At 70.1% G+C, this 15,595-nt stretch carries 14 protein-coding genes and 1 pseudogene; 12 read left to right on the top strand and 3 right to left on the bottom strand.

Annotated elements, in window-relative coordinates:
- Positions 1-26 precede the first annotated feature (26 nt).
- Both QM772_RS14865 and QM772_RS14860 read right to left on the bottom strand, forming a co-directional pair.
- Positions 27-476: a low molecular weight protein-tyrosine-phosphatase gene (locus tag QM772_RS14865; RefSeq protein WP_415139602.1), complete on the bottom strand. Its 450-nt coding sequence runs from the start codon at positions 474-476 to the stop codon at positions 27-29.
- Positions 477-600: 124 nt separating this feature from the next.
- Positions 601-1,542: a LysR substrate-binding domain-containing protein gene (locus QM772_RS14860; RefSeq protein ID WP_415137782.1), complete on the bottom strand. Its 942-nt coding sequence runs from the start codon at positions 1,540-1,542 to the stop codon at positions 601-603.
- A 104-nt stretch (positions 1,543-1,646) separates the two neighbouring features.
- Between QM772_RS14860 and metC the strand changes: the two genes are divergently transcribed.
- The 7 genes from metC (at position 1,647) to QM772_RS14825 (ending at position 8,921) form a co-directional block, all read left to right on the top strand.
- The gene (gene metC / locus QM772_RS14855; RefSeq protein ID WP_415137780.1) at positions 1,647-2,831 is read left to right on the top strand and encodes a cystathionine beta-lyase; all 1,185 of its coding nucleotides are present in this window, start codon (positions 1,647-1,649) and stop codon (positions 2,829-2,831) included.
- Between the two features lie 58 nt (positions 2,832-2,889).
- A complete protein-coding gene (locus QM772_RS14850) occupies positions 2,890-3,717 on the top strand; it encodes a transporter substrate-binding domain-containing protein (protein WP_415137778.1) in 828 nt (275 codons plus the stop codon).
- A 63-nt stretch (positions 3,718-3,780) separates the two neighbouring features.
- Entirely contained in the window at positions 3,781-4,479 is a 699-nt protein-coding gene (locus tag QM772_RS14845) for an amino acid ABC transporter permease (RefSeq protein ID WP_415137776.1), read from the top strand.
- Positions 4,480-4,488: 9 nt separating this feature from the next.
- Positions 4,489-5,214, top strand: coding sequence for an amino acid ABC transporter permease (locus QM772_RS14840; protein ID WP_415137774.1), 726 nt, complete (start codon positions 4,489-4,491; stop codon positions 5,212-5,214).
- Positions 5,215-5,244: 30 nt separating this feature from the next.
- Positions 5,245-5,991, top strand: a complete 747-nt coding sequence (locus QM772_RS14835; RefSeq protein ID WP_415137772.1) for an amino acid ABC transporter ATP-binding protein — start codon at positions 5,245-5,247, stop codon at positions 5,989-5,991.
- Positions 5,984-6,775 (top strand): DUF169 domain-containing protein, encoded by a 792-nt coding sequence (locus QM772_RS14830; protein ID WP_415137770.1) that lies wholly within the window; start codon positions 5,984-5,986, stop codon positions 6,773-6,775. Before QM772_RS14835 ends, QM772_RS14830 begins: the two co-directional genes overlap by 8 nt.
- A 4-nt stretch (positions 6,776-6,779) precedes the next feature.
- Positions 6,780-8,921, top strand: coding sequence for an acetate--CoA ligase family protein (locus QM772_RS14825; protein WP_415137768.1), 2,142 nt, complete (start codon positions 6,780-6,782; stop codon positions 8,919-8,921).
- A gap of 106 nt (positions 8,922-9,027) precedes the next feature.
- Here the strand turns inward: QM772_RS14825 and ffh are convergent, their stop codons facing one another.
- Positions 9,028-10,437 carry a signal recognition particle protein gene (ffh, locus tag QM772_RS14820; protein ID WP_415137766.1) on the bottom strand — a complete coding sequence of 470 codons (1,410 nt, stop codon included), beginning with the start codon at positions 10,435-10,437 and terminating at the stop codon, positions 9,028-9,030.
- 64 nt (positions 10,438-10,501) lie between these two features.
- On the opposite strand from ffh, the gene QM772_RS14815 reads away from it, so the two are divergent.
- The 5 genes and pseudogenes from QM772_RS14815 to ampD all read left to right on the top strand — a co-directional run bounded on the left by QM772_RS14815 (position 10,502) and on the right by ampD (position 15,470).
- Positions 10,502-11,311 carry an inner membrane protein YpjD gene (locus tag QM772_RS14815; protein WP_415137764.1) on the top strand — a complete coding sequence of 270 codons (810 nt, stop codon included), beginning with the start codon at positions 10,502-10,504 and terminating at the stop codon, positions 11,309-11,311.
- Positions 11,308-11,529: a PP0621 family protein gene (locus QM772_RS14810; protein ID WP_415137762.1), complete on the top strand. Its 222-nt coding sequence runs from the start codon at positions 11,308-11,310 to the stop codon at positions 11,527-11,529. Before QM772_RS14815 ends, QM772_RS14810 begins: the two co-directional genes overlap by 4 nt.
- 61 nt (positions 11,530-11,590) lie before the next feature.
- Positions 11,591-13,357, top strand: a complete 1,767-nt coding sequence (locus QM772_RS14805; RefSeq protein ID WP_415137760.1) for a sensor histidine kinase — start codon at positions 11,591-11,593, stop codon at positions 13,355-13,357.
- A pseudogene (locus QM772_RS14800) lies at positions 13,354-14,878 on the top strand (sigma-54-dependent transcriptional regulator). Before QM772_RS14805 ends, QM772_RS14800 begins: the two are co-directional and overlap by 4 nt.
- Complete coding sequence (gene ampD / locus QM772_RS14795; protein WP_415137758.1) at positions 14,865-15,470, top strand: 1,6-anhydro-N-acetylmuramyl-L-alanine amidase AmpD; 606 nt, start codon at positions 14,865-14,867, stop codon at positions 15,468-15,470. The pseudogene QM772_RS14800 and the gene ampD overlap by 14 nt, the downstream one beginning before the upstream one ends.
- Positions 15,471-15,595 lie beyond the last annotated feature (125 nt).

The raw sequence follows: 15,595 nt of genomic DNA, 5'->3' as shown, positions 1-15,595 counted from the left end.
GCAGCTATTTTATCAATAGCGCTCCGTCAGCCGTCAAGGGCGGTCAGCAGGCCGGCGCAGGCGTCTTCCACCAGGTCCAGCACCTGCTCGAAACCCGCGGCGCCGCCGTAGTACGGGTCGGGCACCTCGCGCGCGGCGTGGCGGGTGCAGAAGTCGGTCAGCCGGCGCAGCTTGTGCGTCTCGGCCGGCGGGCACAGGGCACGGGCGGCGCGCTCGTTGGCGCCGTCCATGACCAGCACCAGGTCGAACTCGGCGAAGTCGCGCCGCGTGAGGTGGCGGGCGCGCTGGGCGCTCAGGTCGTAGCCGCGGCGAGCGGCGTGCTGCTGCGCGCGGTGGTCGGGCGGCGCGCCGACGTGGTGGTCGTGCGTGCCGGCGGAATCGACTTGCACGCGCTGCGCCAGGCCGGCGTCGGCCGCCAGCTTCTCCAGCACGCCGTGCGCGGTGGGGCTGCGGCAGATGTTGCCCATGCAGACCATGAGCACGCGCACGGGCGCGCCGGGCCGCTGGCGCGGCGGCGTTGCGGAAACAGGCGGCGAGCGGCTCATTTTGCTTCAGTATCAATAGCTGCCTGCGCTTTTGCAGCAAGGGTCAGGAGGGATTTCACTTAGATCTTCCAGCTGCGGGCGAACTGTCTCTGTCCCAGTACGGCGGGTCGGTGAACGCCTGTTGCAGCATGTCGAGGAAAGCGAGCACCTTGGCGGTCATGTAGCGGTTGGGCAGGTAGAGCGCGTACAGCGCGCTGTTGACGGTGGGCTGGAACCCGGCCAGCAACCGCACCAGGCGGCCGGCCTTGAGATCGTTGCCGATGAGGTAGGTAGGCAGCAGTGCGATGCCCATGCCGGAGCGCGCATGGTCCGCGATGATTTGGCTGCTGTTGACCTGCAGGCGGCTGCGGATGGGCACGGTGCACAGCACGTCCCCCCGCAGGAAACTCCAGCGTCCGTGCTCAATGACGCTGGGGTAGTAGTAGCACTGGTGTTCGGCGAGGTCGGCAGGCACGGCCGGCGCACCGTGCCGCCGCAGGTAGCCGGGGCTTGCGCAGACGGCCCAGTCGATCGAACTCAGGCGCCTGGCGATCACGCCGTTGTCCAGGTGGTTGGTGATACGGATCGCCATGTCGTAGTCGCCGCTGGCCAGGCTTTCGAGCTGGTCAGAGACGCTCAGTTGCACCTCGACCTTGGGGTAGCGCTCGGCGAAGCGGCGGATCAGCGGGCTCAGATGCAGGATGCCGAACAGCATCGGCGCCGTGATGCGCAGCGTCCCGCGCGGCTCGGCCTGCAGGTCCTGTACCTGGGACATGGCCTCTTCCGCCTGCTGCAGCACCCGGCAGCTCGATTCGAAGAAGGTGCGGCCGATCTCCGTCAGCGCCACCTTGCGGGTGCTGCGCTCCAGCAGCTGCACGCCCATCTTCTTCTCCAGCCGAGCGATCTGGCGGCTGACCGTGCCGTTCGACACGCGCAACTCGGCCGCTGCGCCAGAAAAGCTCATGCAGCGCGCCACCCGCACGAACACCGAGATCAGGGCCAGGCTGTTCGTGTCCATGCTTTATTTTTTCATAAATGAAATAATGATATGAATTTTTATATGTTTTGTTCTTCTGGTGCATTAAATATACTGCCGCGAGCCGTGCCTCCAGAAAGACTTTCATGAGCGAAGCCGCCGCCACTCCTCTGCACGTCGAGACCCGCGTAACCCACGTGGGACGCGACGCCAAGCTGTCCAACGGCCTGGTCAGCATCCCGCCGTACCGTGGCTCGACGGTACTGTTCGACAAGGTGGAGCAGCTCAAGAACAGCAGCGGGCACCGCGCCTACGGCCGCTGGGGCACGCCCACCGGCCGCGCGCTGGAATCGGCGCTGGCGCAGCTCGAAGGCGGTGCCAGCGCGATGCTCACGCCCTCGGGCCTGTCGGCCATCACCACCGCGCTGCTGGCCAGCGTGAAGCCCGGCGACCACGTCCTGATGGTGGACAGCGTCTATCCGCCTGTGCGCGGCTTCTGCGAGACGGTGCTCAAGAAGATGAACGTGGGCACCACCTACTACCCGCCGCTGGCCGGGGCCGGCATCGCGGAGCTGATCCAGCCGAACACCACGGTCGTGTACACCGAATCGCCCGGCTCCGGCACCTTCGAGGTGCAGGACATCCCAGCCATCTGCGCGGCGGCCCACGCCGCCGGCGCCCGCGTGCTGATGGACAACACCTGGGGCACGGCGCTGCTCTTCCCGGCGCTGCAGCACGGGGTGGACCTGTCCATCCATTCGCTGACCAAATACGTGGTGGGCCATTCCGACGCGCTGCTGGGCGTGATCGTGGCGCGCACGCGCGAGCTGTACCTGGAGGTGCGTGCTTTCCACGGCGCGCTGGGACTGACGGCCTCACCCGACGACGCCTTCCTCGGACTGCGCGGCCTGCGCACCCTGGCCGTGCGGCTGCGCCAGCACCAGGAAAACGCGCTGCAGGTGGCCCAGTGGCTGCGCGAGCAGCCCCAGGTGCGCGAAGTGCTGTACCCCGCGCTGCCCGGCGCGCCGGGCCATGAGCTGTGGAAGCGCGACTTCCACGGCGCCAGCGGCCTGTTCGGCGTGGTGCTGCGCCCTGCGCCCGAGGCGGCCGTGGTCGCCATGCTCGACGGCATGCAATTGTTCAAGATGGGCTTCAGCTGGGGCGGCTTCGAGAGCCTGGTCATCCCGGTCAAGCCGGGCGGCTACCGCGTGAGCAGCCCGATCGCCGCAGGCGACCTCTGCCTGCGGGTGCACGTGGGCCTCGAAAACCCGCTGGACCTCATCGCCGACCTGGAGGCCGGCCTGCAGCGGCTGGCGGCCTCCACAGCTTGAGGCGCATCGACCCGCGCGCAGAATCGACACTTCACCACGACGACTCAGGAGACACAGAATGACGACAAGGATCCATGCGATGCATCTGGGCGCGGCCCTCGCGCTGCTCGGCCTGGCAGGCGCACCGGCGCACGCGGACCCGCTCGACAGCGTCAAGGCGGCCGGCGTGCTCAAGTGCGGCGTCGGCTCGCAGTACAAACCCTTCTCCTTCGTGCAGGATCCGAAGACGCGCAAGTTCGTGGGCTATGACGTGGACATCTGTGACGCCATCGCCGCCAAAATCGGCGTCAAGCCCGAGCTGGTGTTCATCACCGGTGCCACGCGCGTGACCGACCTGCAGTCGGGCCGCACCGACATCGCCCTGGCCAACCTCACCAACACCCCCGAGCGCGCCAAGCTGATCGACTTCAGCCACAACTACTTCACCGTCGACGTGAAGGTGATGGTGCCCGCGTCCTCGCCTATCAAGGGCTTTGCCGACCTCACTGGCAAGCGCATGGCCGGCATCAGCGGCTCGCAGCACGAGGTGAAGATACCCAAGGTCATCCAGGGCGTGGACCTCAAGGTCTTCCCTTCGCCGGCCAACGCCTATCTGGCGCTGGAGCAGGGCAAGGTCGATTCGATGGCGGGCGACGAGACCACGCTCATCGGCCTGATCGAGGGCAAACGCGACAAGTGGCGCATCCTCGACCAGCCGGTGGACCAGCAGCAGATCGGCATCGGCGTGCGCAAGGGCGAGACGCGCATGCTGGCTGCCGTGAACGACACCCTGACCGAGCTGGAAAAAAGCGGCAAGGCCGCGCAGATCTTCGACCAATGGTTCGGCGCCGGCTCGGATCTGAAGATGAAGCGCAGCTTCACCTTTGCGCCGTACAAGCAGCCTTGAGGCAGCGCGGCAGGCAATCGGCCCCGGATCGAAGAAGCCACAGCACAGCGAGCGAGCCCAACCGTGGACACCCTGACCTCCATCGACTGGGGCGTCATGTTCCGGCCCGAGTACCGGGCCATGCTGCTCAAGGGCATCCAGACCACCTTGGGCCTGACGGCCGGCGCCATCGTGGGCGGGCTGCTGCTGGGCATGGTCGTGGCCTTCGCCCGGCTGGCGCCCGCGCGCTGGATCCGGCTGCCGGCCACCGCCTATGTCGAACTCGTGCGCACCATCCCCCTGCTGGTGCACGTCATGTTCTGGTACTTCGCGGTGCCGGAGATGCTGCCCGATGACCTCAAGCGCGCGTTCTACCAGCACGACGTGGGCTTCCACATGTCCCTGGTGGCACTGATCATCTACTCGTCGGCCTTCATCTCGGAGGACATCCGCAGCGGCATCCGCGGCATCGCGCACGGCCAAGCCGAAGCAGCCCATTCGCTGGGCTTCGGCTTCTTCGACACCTTCCGCCTGGTCGTCTTGCCCCAGGCGCTGCGCACCACCGTGCCGCCGCTGCTGGGCCAGGCCATGAACATCACCAAGAACACCACCGTGGCGCTGATGGTGGGCGTGGGCGAGCTGGCCTTCGTGACCCGCGCGGTCAACGACGCCTCTTTCCTGAGCGTGGGCGTGTACGCCTTCACCACGGTCTTCTTCCTGCTGATCGCGGTGGCGCTGACCATCCTGAGCCAGCGGTACCAGCGCCGCTATCCGGCCAGGTAGGACACGACCATGTGGGACATCCTCCAAACCTACTGGGTGCAGCTGCTGATCGGCTACTACCCCGATGGCCCGCTGGGCGGGCTGGCGATGACGCTGATCCTGGCCGCAGCCGGCCTGCTGCTGGCCATGCCGGCTGGGCTGGTCGTCTGCCTGGGCCTCATCAGCCCCTGGCGTGCGCTGGCGCGGGCGGTGGAGCTGTTCGTGTTCTACATGCGCAGCGTGCCGCTGATCGTGCATCTGCTGTGGGTGTACTTCCTGCTGCCAATGGTCATCAAAGGCGCGCCGCTGTGGCTGGTGGTGCTGGTGGTGATGACGCTGTTCAACGGCGCCTACCTGTCGCAGACCATCCGCGCCGGCATCGAGGCTCTGCCCCGGGGGCAGTACGAGGCGGCACGGTCTCTCGGCCTGCCGCACGCACAGGCGATGCGCCACGTCATCCTGCCGCAGGCGCTGCGCAACATGCTGCCCAGCATCGTCAGCCAGTTCGTGCTGCTGATCAAGGAAACGGCGCTGGGCTCGGTGATCGGGCTGCACGAGATGACGCTGGAGTTCATGGGCCTGAACGACACGCTGGGCGACAAGGCCATCCCGATCTTCACGCTGCTGGGCATTGCCTACTTCGTGCTGTGCTACCCGCTCACGCTGCTGGGGCGCTGGATGGAGCGGCGCTTCGCCGGCCCGCGCGCCTCCCGCACGCCCGGCGCCGGCAACACGGGCGCTGCCGCGCAGGCCTGAACATCCTTCACAGCCATCATGGAATCGACGATGCAAGACAAACCCAAGGCCATCGAGTTCCAGGGCGTGAGCAAGCGTTTCGGGGACAACGTGGTCCTCAAGGACATCACCCTGGACTTCCGCCAAGGCGAGGTGGTGGTGATCTGCGGGCCCTCGGGCTCAGGCAAGTCCACGCTGCTGCGCACCATCACGCGGCTGGAGAGCATCGAGTCCGGGCGCATCCTCATCGAAGGCAAGGAGCCCGGCCCTTCAGCCAAGGAGGTCAACGCGATGCGCCAGCGCGTGGGCTTCGTGTTCCAGAGCTTCAACCTGTTCCCGCACCTGACGGTGATGGACAACCTGTGCCTGGCGCCGCGCCATCTGCTCAAGCTGTCCGAGCAGGAAGCCAAGGAACGGGCGATGGCGCTGCTCACGCGGGTGGGACTGGCCAACAAGGCCGACGCCTCGCCCAGCCAGCTCTCGGGCGGCCAGCAGCAGCGCGTGGCGATCGCCCGCACGCTGGCCATGCAGCCGCCCATCATCCTGTTCGACGAGCCCACCAGCGCGCTGGACCCCGAGATGGTGGGCGAGGTGCTGGCGGTGATGCGCCAGCTGGCCCACGAGGGCATGACGATGCTGTGCGTGACGCACGAGATGGGCTTCGCGCGCGAAGTGGCCGACCGCGTGGTCTTCATGGCCGACGGCCAGATCATCGAGGATGCGCCGCCCGAACCCTTCTTCACCGCCACGCGCAGCGAGCGCGCCAAGGCTTTCCTCTCCGAAGTCCGCCATGCCTGAAACCACGACAACGACCAACCCCACGATCGACGGCGCCACCCTCACCGACCAGCTCTTCCGCCTGTTGCGCCTGAAGACCACGCCCATCGGCATCCAGATGTTCGAGCGCGTGGAGGACATGGAGGCGGTGCCCAAGATCCGCCGCCCCAACGGCGCCATCCACACCACCGACCAGATCATCGGCCAGGCCGCGCGGCTGGGCTTCACCGTGGGCATCACCGCCGCCGACCTGGTCGGGCCGCAGTGCTCGGCGGTGATCGGCCTCTCGCCGCAAAACGAGGATTGGCAGGCCGGCAAGCCTTTCGCCGGCGTGTGGTTCGCCACCGAGGCCGACGCCGCCGCGCACCAGAAGGCCATGCACTGCGTGCCCTACGGCCGCTACCAGGCGATGGCCGTCTCGCCGCTGGCCAGCGGCCGGCTCAACCCCGACGTCTGCCTGGTCTACGCCAACCCGGCGCAGATGATCCTGTTCATCAACGGCCTGCAGTGGACGGGCTACAAGAAGCTGGAATGGGGCGCGGTCGGCGAATCGGCCTGCGCCGACTCCTGGGGCCGCGCGCTGGCCACCGGCGAGCCCAGCCTGTCGCTGCCCTGCTTTCCCGAGCGGCGCTACGGCGGCGTGCCCGACGACGAGATGCTCATGGCCCTCAAGCCCGCGCACCTGGCCAAGGCGCTGGAAGGGCTGGCCGCCCTGTCGCGCAACGGCCTGCGCTACCCCATTCCCCCCTACGAAGTGCAGTCGGACGTGCGCGCGGGCATGCAGGTGAGCTACGGCAAGAAGTGAAGCCATGACGACGACGCCCCCTCCCCCGCATTCGCACGATGGCATCCGCGCCATCCTCTCGCCGCGCTCGGTGGCCTTCATCGGCGCCTCCGAGGACCGCAACAAGTGGGGCGGCCTGCTGCAGTCGCTGCTGGCCAAGTTCAAGTACGCCGGCGCCGTCTATCCGGTCAACCCCAAGGCCAGCACCATCCAGGGCCTGCCGGCCTTCGCCAACATCCGCGACGTGCCCGGCCCGGTGGACCTGGCGGTCATCAGCATCACGGTGGACGGCGTGGAGCAGGCCATGCGCGACTGCGTGGCGGCCGGCGTGCGCGCCGTCATGATCGTGACCGCACAGTTCGCCGAGACGGGCCCCGAGGGCGCGGCCAAGCAGGCGCGCGTGGTGGCCATCGCCGAGGAGGCCGGCCTGCCGATGATCGGCCCCAACTGCATGGGCATCCTCAACGCCAGCGAGAACCTGGCGCTGCTCAACTCCACCGCGCTGCTGGAGTTCTTCGACACCATGCCGCGCGGCCGCATCGGCGTGGCCAGCCAGAGCGGCGCCATCGTCGGCGCCATGATCGCGCGCGCCGGCCACATCGGCGCCGGCTTCAGCAGCTGCGCCACGCTGGGCAACCAGGCCGGGCTGAAGATCTGCGACTTCTTCGACTACCTGGTGGACGACCCGGCCACCGACGTGATCTGCCTCTACATGGAGGGGGCCGACTCCATCGACCGCCTGTTCAGCATCGCGCGCCGCGCCCGCGCGGCGGGCAAGCCGGTGCTCATCACCAAGGCCGGCCGCACGCCGCAGGGCGAGCGCGCGGTGGCCTCGCACACCGCCAGCCTGGCCGGCTCCTACGACGCCTTCGTGGCGCGCTGCCGCGAGGCCGGCATCCTGGTGCAGACCGACGCGCTGCAGATGCTGCTGACGGCGCAGGCGCTGCAGTCCTTCCCGCTGCCGCCGGTGGACGGCGTGGCGCTGTTCAGCGGCTCCGGCGGCGCCGGCGCGCTGGGCACCGACGCGCTGTCGGACCACGGCCTGGCCATGGCCGAGCTGGGCGCCGAAACGCGCGCAGCGCTGGCCGCCTTCGTCACCGAGGCCAACCAGCAGCTGCCTTACGACATGGGCGCCGTCGTGGCCGGGCCGGGCAAGGGGCGCCCCGACGTCATCCAGGGCTCGATCGAGCCGATCGTGCGCGACCCGGCCGTGGGCGCGTGCCTGTACATCATGACGCCGCAGGGCCGCATGCCCGAGATCGCGCAGCTCTTCACCGAACTGGGGCGGCGCCACGGCAAGCCCTGCCTGGTGGTCAACAGCGCCAGCGGCATCACCGAGGCGATGCGCCTGGCCCTGATCGAGCTGGGCGCGCCCTTCTTCCCCAGCGTGCAGGAAGCGCTGCTCACGGTGAAGGACATGCTGTGGCTCAAGCACTACCAGGCGCCCGAGCCGGTGGCGCTGCCCGCACTGCCGGCGCCGCTGGCGCAGATGGCCCAGGAGCTGGGCACCGGCCTGCTGTCGGAAGACCAGGCCAAGAAGCTGCTGGCCGCGGCCGGCATTCCCACCGCCGAGGGTGAACTGGCGGCCGACGCCGAGCAGGCGGCGCGGATCGCGCAGGCCATGGGCTACCCGGTGGTGCTGAAGATCGTCGCCGAAGGCGTCACGCACAAGAGCGACATGGGCGGCGTCAAGCTGAACCTGGCCGACGCGCAGGCCGTGCGCGGCGCCTTCGCGCAGATCGCGGAGGCGGCGGGGCGCGCCGGCGTGCGCTTCGAGGGCTGCCTGGTGCAGCCCATGATCCAGGGCGACGTGGAGCTGATGGTCGGCGCCGTGCACGACGCGCAGTACGGCCCGCTGGTCATGGTGGGCACCGGCGGCACGCTGGTGGAGCTGATGAAGGACGTGCGCCTGCTGCCCGCCCCCGTGAGCCCGCGCGCGGCCGAGCAGGCGCTGCGCGAGCTGCGCTACTTCCCCCTGCTGGACGGCTACCGCGGGCGCGAGCCGGCCGACCTGGCGGCCGTGGCGCGCATCGTGCACCAGGTGTCGGTGCTCGCGGCCACGCTGGGCCCCCGGCTGGCGGAGCTGGACATCAACCCCCTGCGCATCCAAGGGGCGCGGGCCGTGGCGGCGGATGCGCGTGCCCGGTGGGTTGCGACGACGGAATGAGAGCGCGTGCGCGGCAGCATCGTGGGAACGAACACTGGATTACTCCCATTTTAATAGCTGCCAGCGCTTGACTGGCAAGCACTGGAGGCCGATTTGACTCATAGACCTAGAACGGCCGCTTGCCGCCCGGCGGCAGCGGCGGCAGGCCGCCACCGCCCATCAGGCCGCCAAGGCCCTTCATGCCACCCATGCGGCGCATCATCTTCATCATCGCGCCGCCCTTCATCTGCTTCATCATCGCCTGCATCTGCTCGAACTCCTTGAGCAGGCGGTTGACCTCCTGCACCTGCACGCCGGCGCCGGCGGCGATGCGGCGCTTGCGGCTGGCCTTGAGCAGTTCGGGCTTGCGGCGCTCCAGCGCCGTCATGCTGTTGATGATGCCTTCCTTGCGGCGGATGTCCTTCTCGGCGCGCGTGAGGTCGGCATCGGTGGCCTTGCCGGCCAGCTGAGTGGGCAGCTTGTCCATCAGGCTGCTCAAGCCGCCCATCTGCTTCATCTGCTGCAACTGGCCCAGGAAGTCCTGCAGGTCGAAGCCGCTGCCGCTCTTGACCTTCTCGGCCAGCTTCCTGGCGGCCTCGATGTCCACGTTGGCGGTGACCTGCTCGACCAGCGCCACCACGTCGCCCATGCCCAGGATGCGGCCGGCGTGGCGCTCGGCGTCGAACACCTCCAGGCCGTCGAGCTTCTCGCTGACGCCGGCGAACTTGATCGGCGCGCCAGTGACCTGCCGCACCGACAGCGCCGCGCCGCCGCGCGAGTCGCCGTCCATCTTGGTCAGAACGATGCCGGTCAGCGGCAGCGCGTCCTTGAAGGCCCGGGCGGTATTGGCGGCGTCCTGGCCCTGCATGGCATCGACGACGAACAGCGTCTCGACCGGGTCGAGCGCGCCGTGCAGGGCCTTGATCTCCTGCATCAGCGCCTCGTCGATCGCCAGGCGGCCGGCGGTGTCGACGATCAGCACGTCGTAGAAGTGCTTGCGCGCGTGGTCGAGCGCGGCGCGGGCGATGTCCAGCGGCTTCTGCTCGGGCGTGCTGGGGAACCAGTCGGCGCCGGCCTGCCCGGTGACGGTCTTGAGCTGCTCGATGGCGGCGGGCCGGTACACGTCGCCCGAGACGGTGAGCACCTTCTTCTTGCGCTTCTGGATCAGGTGGCGCGCCAGCTTGGCGGTGGTGGTGGTCTTGCCGGAGCCCTGCAGGCCGGCCATCAGGATCACCGCCGGGGGCTGCGCGGCCAGATTCAGGTCGCTCACGCCCTCGCCCATGGTGGCGGCCAGCTCGCGGTTGACGATGCCCACCAGCGCCTGGCCGGGCTTGAGGCTGCCCAGCACCTCCTGGCCCATGGCCTTGTCCTTGACGCGGGCGACGAAGTCGCGCACCACGGGCAAGGCCACGTCGGCCTCCAGCAGGGCCAGGCGCACCTCGCGCAGCATGTCCTGCACGTTGGCTTCGGTGATGCGGGCCTGGCCGGAGATCTTCTTGACCAGGCTGGAGAGTTTGTCGGTGAGTGCGGTGGCCATGGGCGGGGTTGGGGCGCGGCGCACCGGCCCTGTCCGCAGGGGGCGAGCCGCTAAACTTGCGTGCATGATTCTAGCCAGCGCCTCCCCCGTCAGCCTGCTGCTGGCCGGCGCCGCCGCGCTGGCCTACGCGGTGCCGGCGCTGGCCTCGCGCGCCATCGGCGCCGTCACCGCGCGGCGGGTGCTGCTGCTGGCCTGGCTGCTGCACGGCCTGCTGCTGGGCTGGAGCCTGCTGGCCGGGCAGCCGCGCTTCGGCTTCGCGCCGGCGCTGTCGATCACGGTCTGGCTGGTGCTGACGGTGTACGCCATCGAGAGCCAGCTCTACCCGCGCATGAAGGCACGCTGGGCGCTGGCCGGCTTCGGCGCGCTGGCCATCGTGCTGGCGCTGGCGTTCCCGGGCGCGCCGCTGCACGTCAGCTCGTCGCCGCTGCTGCCGCTGCACTGGGCGCTGGGCATCGCCGCCTACGGGCTGTTCGCGGCGGCGGTGGCGCACGGCTGGATGATGTCGCGCGCCGAATCCGACATGCGCAACGCCTCGCAGGCCACCGAGGGCGGCGTGCCGCTGCTGACGCTGGAGCGGCTGATGTTCCGCTTCGTCGGCGCCGGCTTCGTGCTGCTGACGCTGACCATGCTGGCGGGCATGTTCTTCGGCGAGCGGATCTACGGCGACACCTACGTGGGCTGGCGCTGGGACCACAAGCGCGTCTTCACGCTGCTGTCGTGGCTGACCTTCGCCGTGCTGCTGGCCGGCCGCTCGCTGCTGGGCTGGCGCGGCCGGCGCGCGGTGCGCGTGCTCTACATCGGCGCCGCGCTGCTGCTGCTGGGCTACGTGGGCTCGCGCTTCGTGCTCGAAGTGCTGCTGGGGCGTCCGACATGAAGCTGCTGGTCCTGCTGCTGGCGGTGCTGGCCGGCGTGTGGCTGTGGCAGCGTGGCCGGCGCGCGCGCGGCCAGGCGCGTCAGGGCGGCGCCGCCGCCACCCTGGCCATGGTGCGCTGCGCGCGCTGCGGCACGCACGTGCCAGGCAACGAGGTGGTGGCGGGCCGCCAGGGCAGCTACTGCTGCGCCGCCCACCGCCGGGAATCCGAGGGGGCATGAACGCCGCCCGGCCGCTCCGAAAGCGCTCGTGCACGCGGCACGCGCACGCGGAGGCGCGCCCATGAGGGTCGCGCGCACGCCGGCCGAACAGCCCCCCTGGTTCGGCGCATCCTCGCTGCCCCCGGGCGCGGCCACGCCCCGGCGCGCGAGCGGCCAGCCGCCGGGCGAGGCCGACAGCGCGTCGTTCGCCCGCCTGTGGACCGGCTTCATGTCGGCCCGCGTGCTGCTGGCGCTGGTTCTGGTCGGCATGAGCCTGCTGCTCGACACCAACGTGCGCGTGGTGCCTGGGTGGCTGGCGGCGCTGAGCCTGGCCTACCTGGCGCTGACGGTGCTGGTGCGCCTGTTGGCGCGGCCCAGCGGGCCCGGGCGTTCGTTCGACGCCCAGTGGCTCCAGACCGTGGGCATCGACGTCGCCTTCTTCATCACACTGCAAGTGCAGCAGTCTCCGGCCATCAACTACACGCCGCTGCTCGCGCTGCCGGTGCTGATGGCGGCCATCATGGGCACGCGCGCGCTGGCGCTGGGCACCGCCGCCCTGGTCACCCTGGTGCTGCTGGGCAACGCGGCCTGGAGCGCCGGCGCGACCTCGTGGGAAAACACCGCCGGCATCGTGCAGGTCGGCCTGACCGGCGCGGGGCTGCTGGTGCTGTCGCTGCTGACCAACCAGCTCTCCACCCGCCTGGCGCGCGAGGAAGCGATGGTGCGCCGCAGCCGCGGCGAGACGCAGATGCAGTCGCTGGTCAACAACCTGGTGATCGAGGCGCTGCCCGACGGCGTGCTGGTGGTCGACGCCGGCTACACCGTGCGCGCCGCCAACCCCGCCGCCCACGTGATGCTGGGCGCCGACCAGGAGGTCACCCCGGACCGCTTCAGCCTGCTGGACAACCCGGCCTGGGTGCAGCTCGCCCACGTGGTGCGGCTCACCTTCGCGGACGGGCCGATCGACGAGGTCGAGGTCGCGCTGCACCACGAGGACCGCCACGGCAGCCACCTGCGGGCGCGCACCCAGCGCACGCCCTCGACGGGCGACGGCGGCGGCCTGTGCGTCGTGTTCCTGCAGGACCTGCGCGAGATGGAAGCACGCCTGCGCACCGAGAAGCTGGCCGCCATGGGCCGCATGTCGGCCGCGGTGGCGCACGAGATCCGCAACCCGCTGGCCGCCATCAGCCAGGCCAACGCCCTGCTGGAGGAAGACCTGGAATCGCCCACCCAGCGGCGCCTGACCGCCATGGTGCGGCAGAACGCCCAGCGCCTGGGCCACATCGTCGAGGACGTGCTCGACGTGGTGCGCGTGCAGGGCCCCTCCGAGCCGGACACCGTGCAGGCGCTGGCGCTGGACGAGGAAGTGCAGTCGTTCTGCCGCGAATGGCGCGACCAGGGCGGCGCAGGCCAGCGACTGGAAGTGGAGCCGCAGGCGCCGGACATCCAGGTGCGGTTTGCCCGCGAGCACCTGCGCCGCATCCTGGTCAACCTGCTGGACAACGCCGCGCGCTACGCCAGCCAGCGCGCCGGCGCCATCCAGGTGTCCACCCACGCCGTCCGCCACGGACCGGTGATGCTGATGGTCTGGAGCGACGGCCCGCCGATGGAAGCGTCGGTGCGGCGCCACTTGTTCGAGCCTTTCTTCTCGTCCGAGGCGCGCTCCAGCGGCCTGGGGTTGTTCATCTGCCGCGAATTGTGCGAGCGCCACGGCGCCGTCATCGGCCACGAGCGCACGCCGCGCGCACAGGACGGCCGGGCCGTCGACGGCAACGAGTTCTTCGTCAGTTTCCGGCGCGCGCACGGCGCGCATTCGATCCTGCCCCCGGAGGAAGCCACCCGCCCATGAACGCCGACACGCTCCCCGCCCCCGCCGCGCGCGTGCTCGTGGTCGACGACGAGCCGGATCTGCGCACGCTGTACGAGCTGACCCTGCTGCGCGAGGGCCATCAGGTGCAGGCCGCCGGCTCGCTGGCCGAGGCGCGCGAGCAGCTCGCGGCGCGCGAGTTCGACGTCCTCATCACCGACATGCGCCTGCCCGACGGCCTGGGACTGGAGCTGCTGCGCGCGCTGTCGGCCGGGCAGCGCCGCGAGCGCTGCATCATGATCACCGCCTACGGGTCGGCCGAGAACGCCGTCGAGGCACTGAAGTCCGGCGCGTTCGACTACCTGACCAAGCCGGTGGACCTCAAGCAGTTCCGCGCGGTGGTCAACTCGGCCTTGCAGACGCCGCCGGCCGCCCCGGCCGGCGCGCCGGTTCCGGCACCGTCCGTCGAGCAAGCCGGCGCGGCGCCCGCGGCGGCCGGCGGCCCAGGCCCGAACGGGACCAACGCCCTGCGCCGGCTGGTCGGCGATTCGCCGGCCATGCGCGCGGTCAAGCAGCGCATCGCCAAGGTGGCGCGCAGCATGGCACCGGTGCTGGTGCACGGCGAGTCAGGCACGGGCAAGGAACTGGTGGCCGCGGCCATCCACGCGTGCAGCCACCGCGGCACGGGCCCCTTCGTGCCGGTCAACTGCGGGGCGATTCCCGAGAACCTGCTCGAAGCCGAGTTCTTCGGCGCGCGCAAAGGCTCCTACACCGGCGCCGCGCAGGACCGCGAAGGCTTCTTCCAGGCCGCGCGCGGCGGCACCCTGTTCCTGGACGAGATCGGTGACCTGCCGCTGGCCATGCAGGCCAAGCTGCTGCGCGCGATCCAGGAGCGGCGCATCCGCCCGCTGGGCGAGACGCACGAGGAGCCGGTGGACGTGCGCATCGTCAGCGCCACGCACAAGGATCTGGCGGCCGAGGTCCAGGCGGGCCGCTTCCGGCAGGATTCTGTTCTACCGTCTGAACGTCATCGAGATCGTGGTGCCGCCCCTGCGCGAGCGGCGCGAGGATCTGCCGGCGCTGTGCCAGGCCCTGCTCGAACGCATCGCCGCCGACACCGGGGCGCGCGCGCCCCAGCTTTCCGCCCGCCAGTGGCAGGAGATCGCCGAGGCGCCGCTCGACGGCAACGTGCGCGAGCTGGAAAACCTGCTGCACCGCGCGGTCGCCCTGGGCGAAGGCGGCGAGTCGGGCTTCGGCGACCTGTTTCCCGCCCCCGCGAAGCCTGTGCCGGCTGCGGCGGAAACCCAGCATGCGCCAGCCGCGCCGGCTGTGCCAGCCGATCTGGAAACCGGCCCAGCCTTGCAAACGCTGCCCGCCGACCTGGAGGCATGGCTCGACGGCCAGGAGCGGCAGGTGCTGATCCGGGCGCTCGACGAAACCGGCTTCAACCGCACGGCAGCCGCTGCGCGCCTGGGCCTGAACCTGCGCCAGATGCGCTACCGCATGGCACGGCTGGGCATCACGGCCCCCAGCAGCGATGAGCAGGCCGATGACGGCCGCTGAAGCCTGCGCGGCGCTCTGGCGCGCAGGCTGGTACCGCTTCGCCCACGCCCTGCGGTCAGCCAACCATGGCATCCGCCCCGCGGGCGGCGACGTGAGCCTGATCGTCGTGCACTCCATCAGCCTGCCCCCGGGCGAATTCGGCGGCGACCACGTGCAGGCACTGTTCACCAACCGCCTGGACTGGGATGCGCACCCGTATTTCCGGCAGATCCGGGGACTGGAGGTATCGGCGCATTTCTACGTCCGGCGCGACGGCGCGCTGTGGCAGTTCGTCAGCGGCGATGACCGGGCCTGGCACGCCGGCGCCTCGTGCTTCCAGGGGCGGGACAACTGCAACGACTATTCCGTCGGCATCGAGCTGGAGGGCCTGGAGGGCGGCCGTTTCGAGGACGCCCAATACGAAACCCTCGCCACGCTGTGCACCGCGCTGGCGCAGCGCTACCCCATCACGCACGTGGCGGGCCACGAACACATCGCGCCCGGACGCAAGCACGACCCCGGCCCCGGCTTCGATTGGGGCCGGCTGCGGCGCGCCACGGGTTGGCCGGCGACGCGCTTTCCCGACGCAGCGGCCACGCCCCCCCTTGCCTGAGGGGTTCTCCGCGCGGCGAATGCCGAGAGTAGGTGCCGCGCCCATCCGCCAGCAATTTCGCGCTCTTCAGCCGCAAAACCGGTTGCAGGCATTGTCACGCCCGCCTGCGCGCGAACGCATCCAGC

Origin of the sequence: Ottowia sp., from assembly GCF_047601385.1 — a bacterium.
In the GTDB taxonomy this organism is placed as follows: Bacteria; Pseudomonadota; Gammaproteobacteria; order Burkholderiales; family Burkholderiaceae_C; genus Ottowia.
Note: the sequence above shows the minus strand (reverse complement) of the source record. Positions and strands in the feature narration are given on the sequence as shown.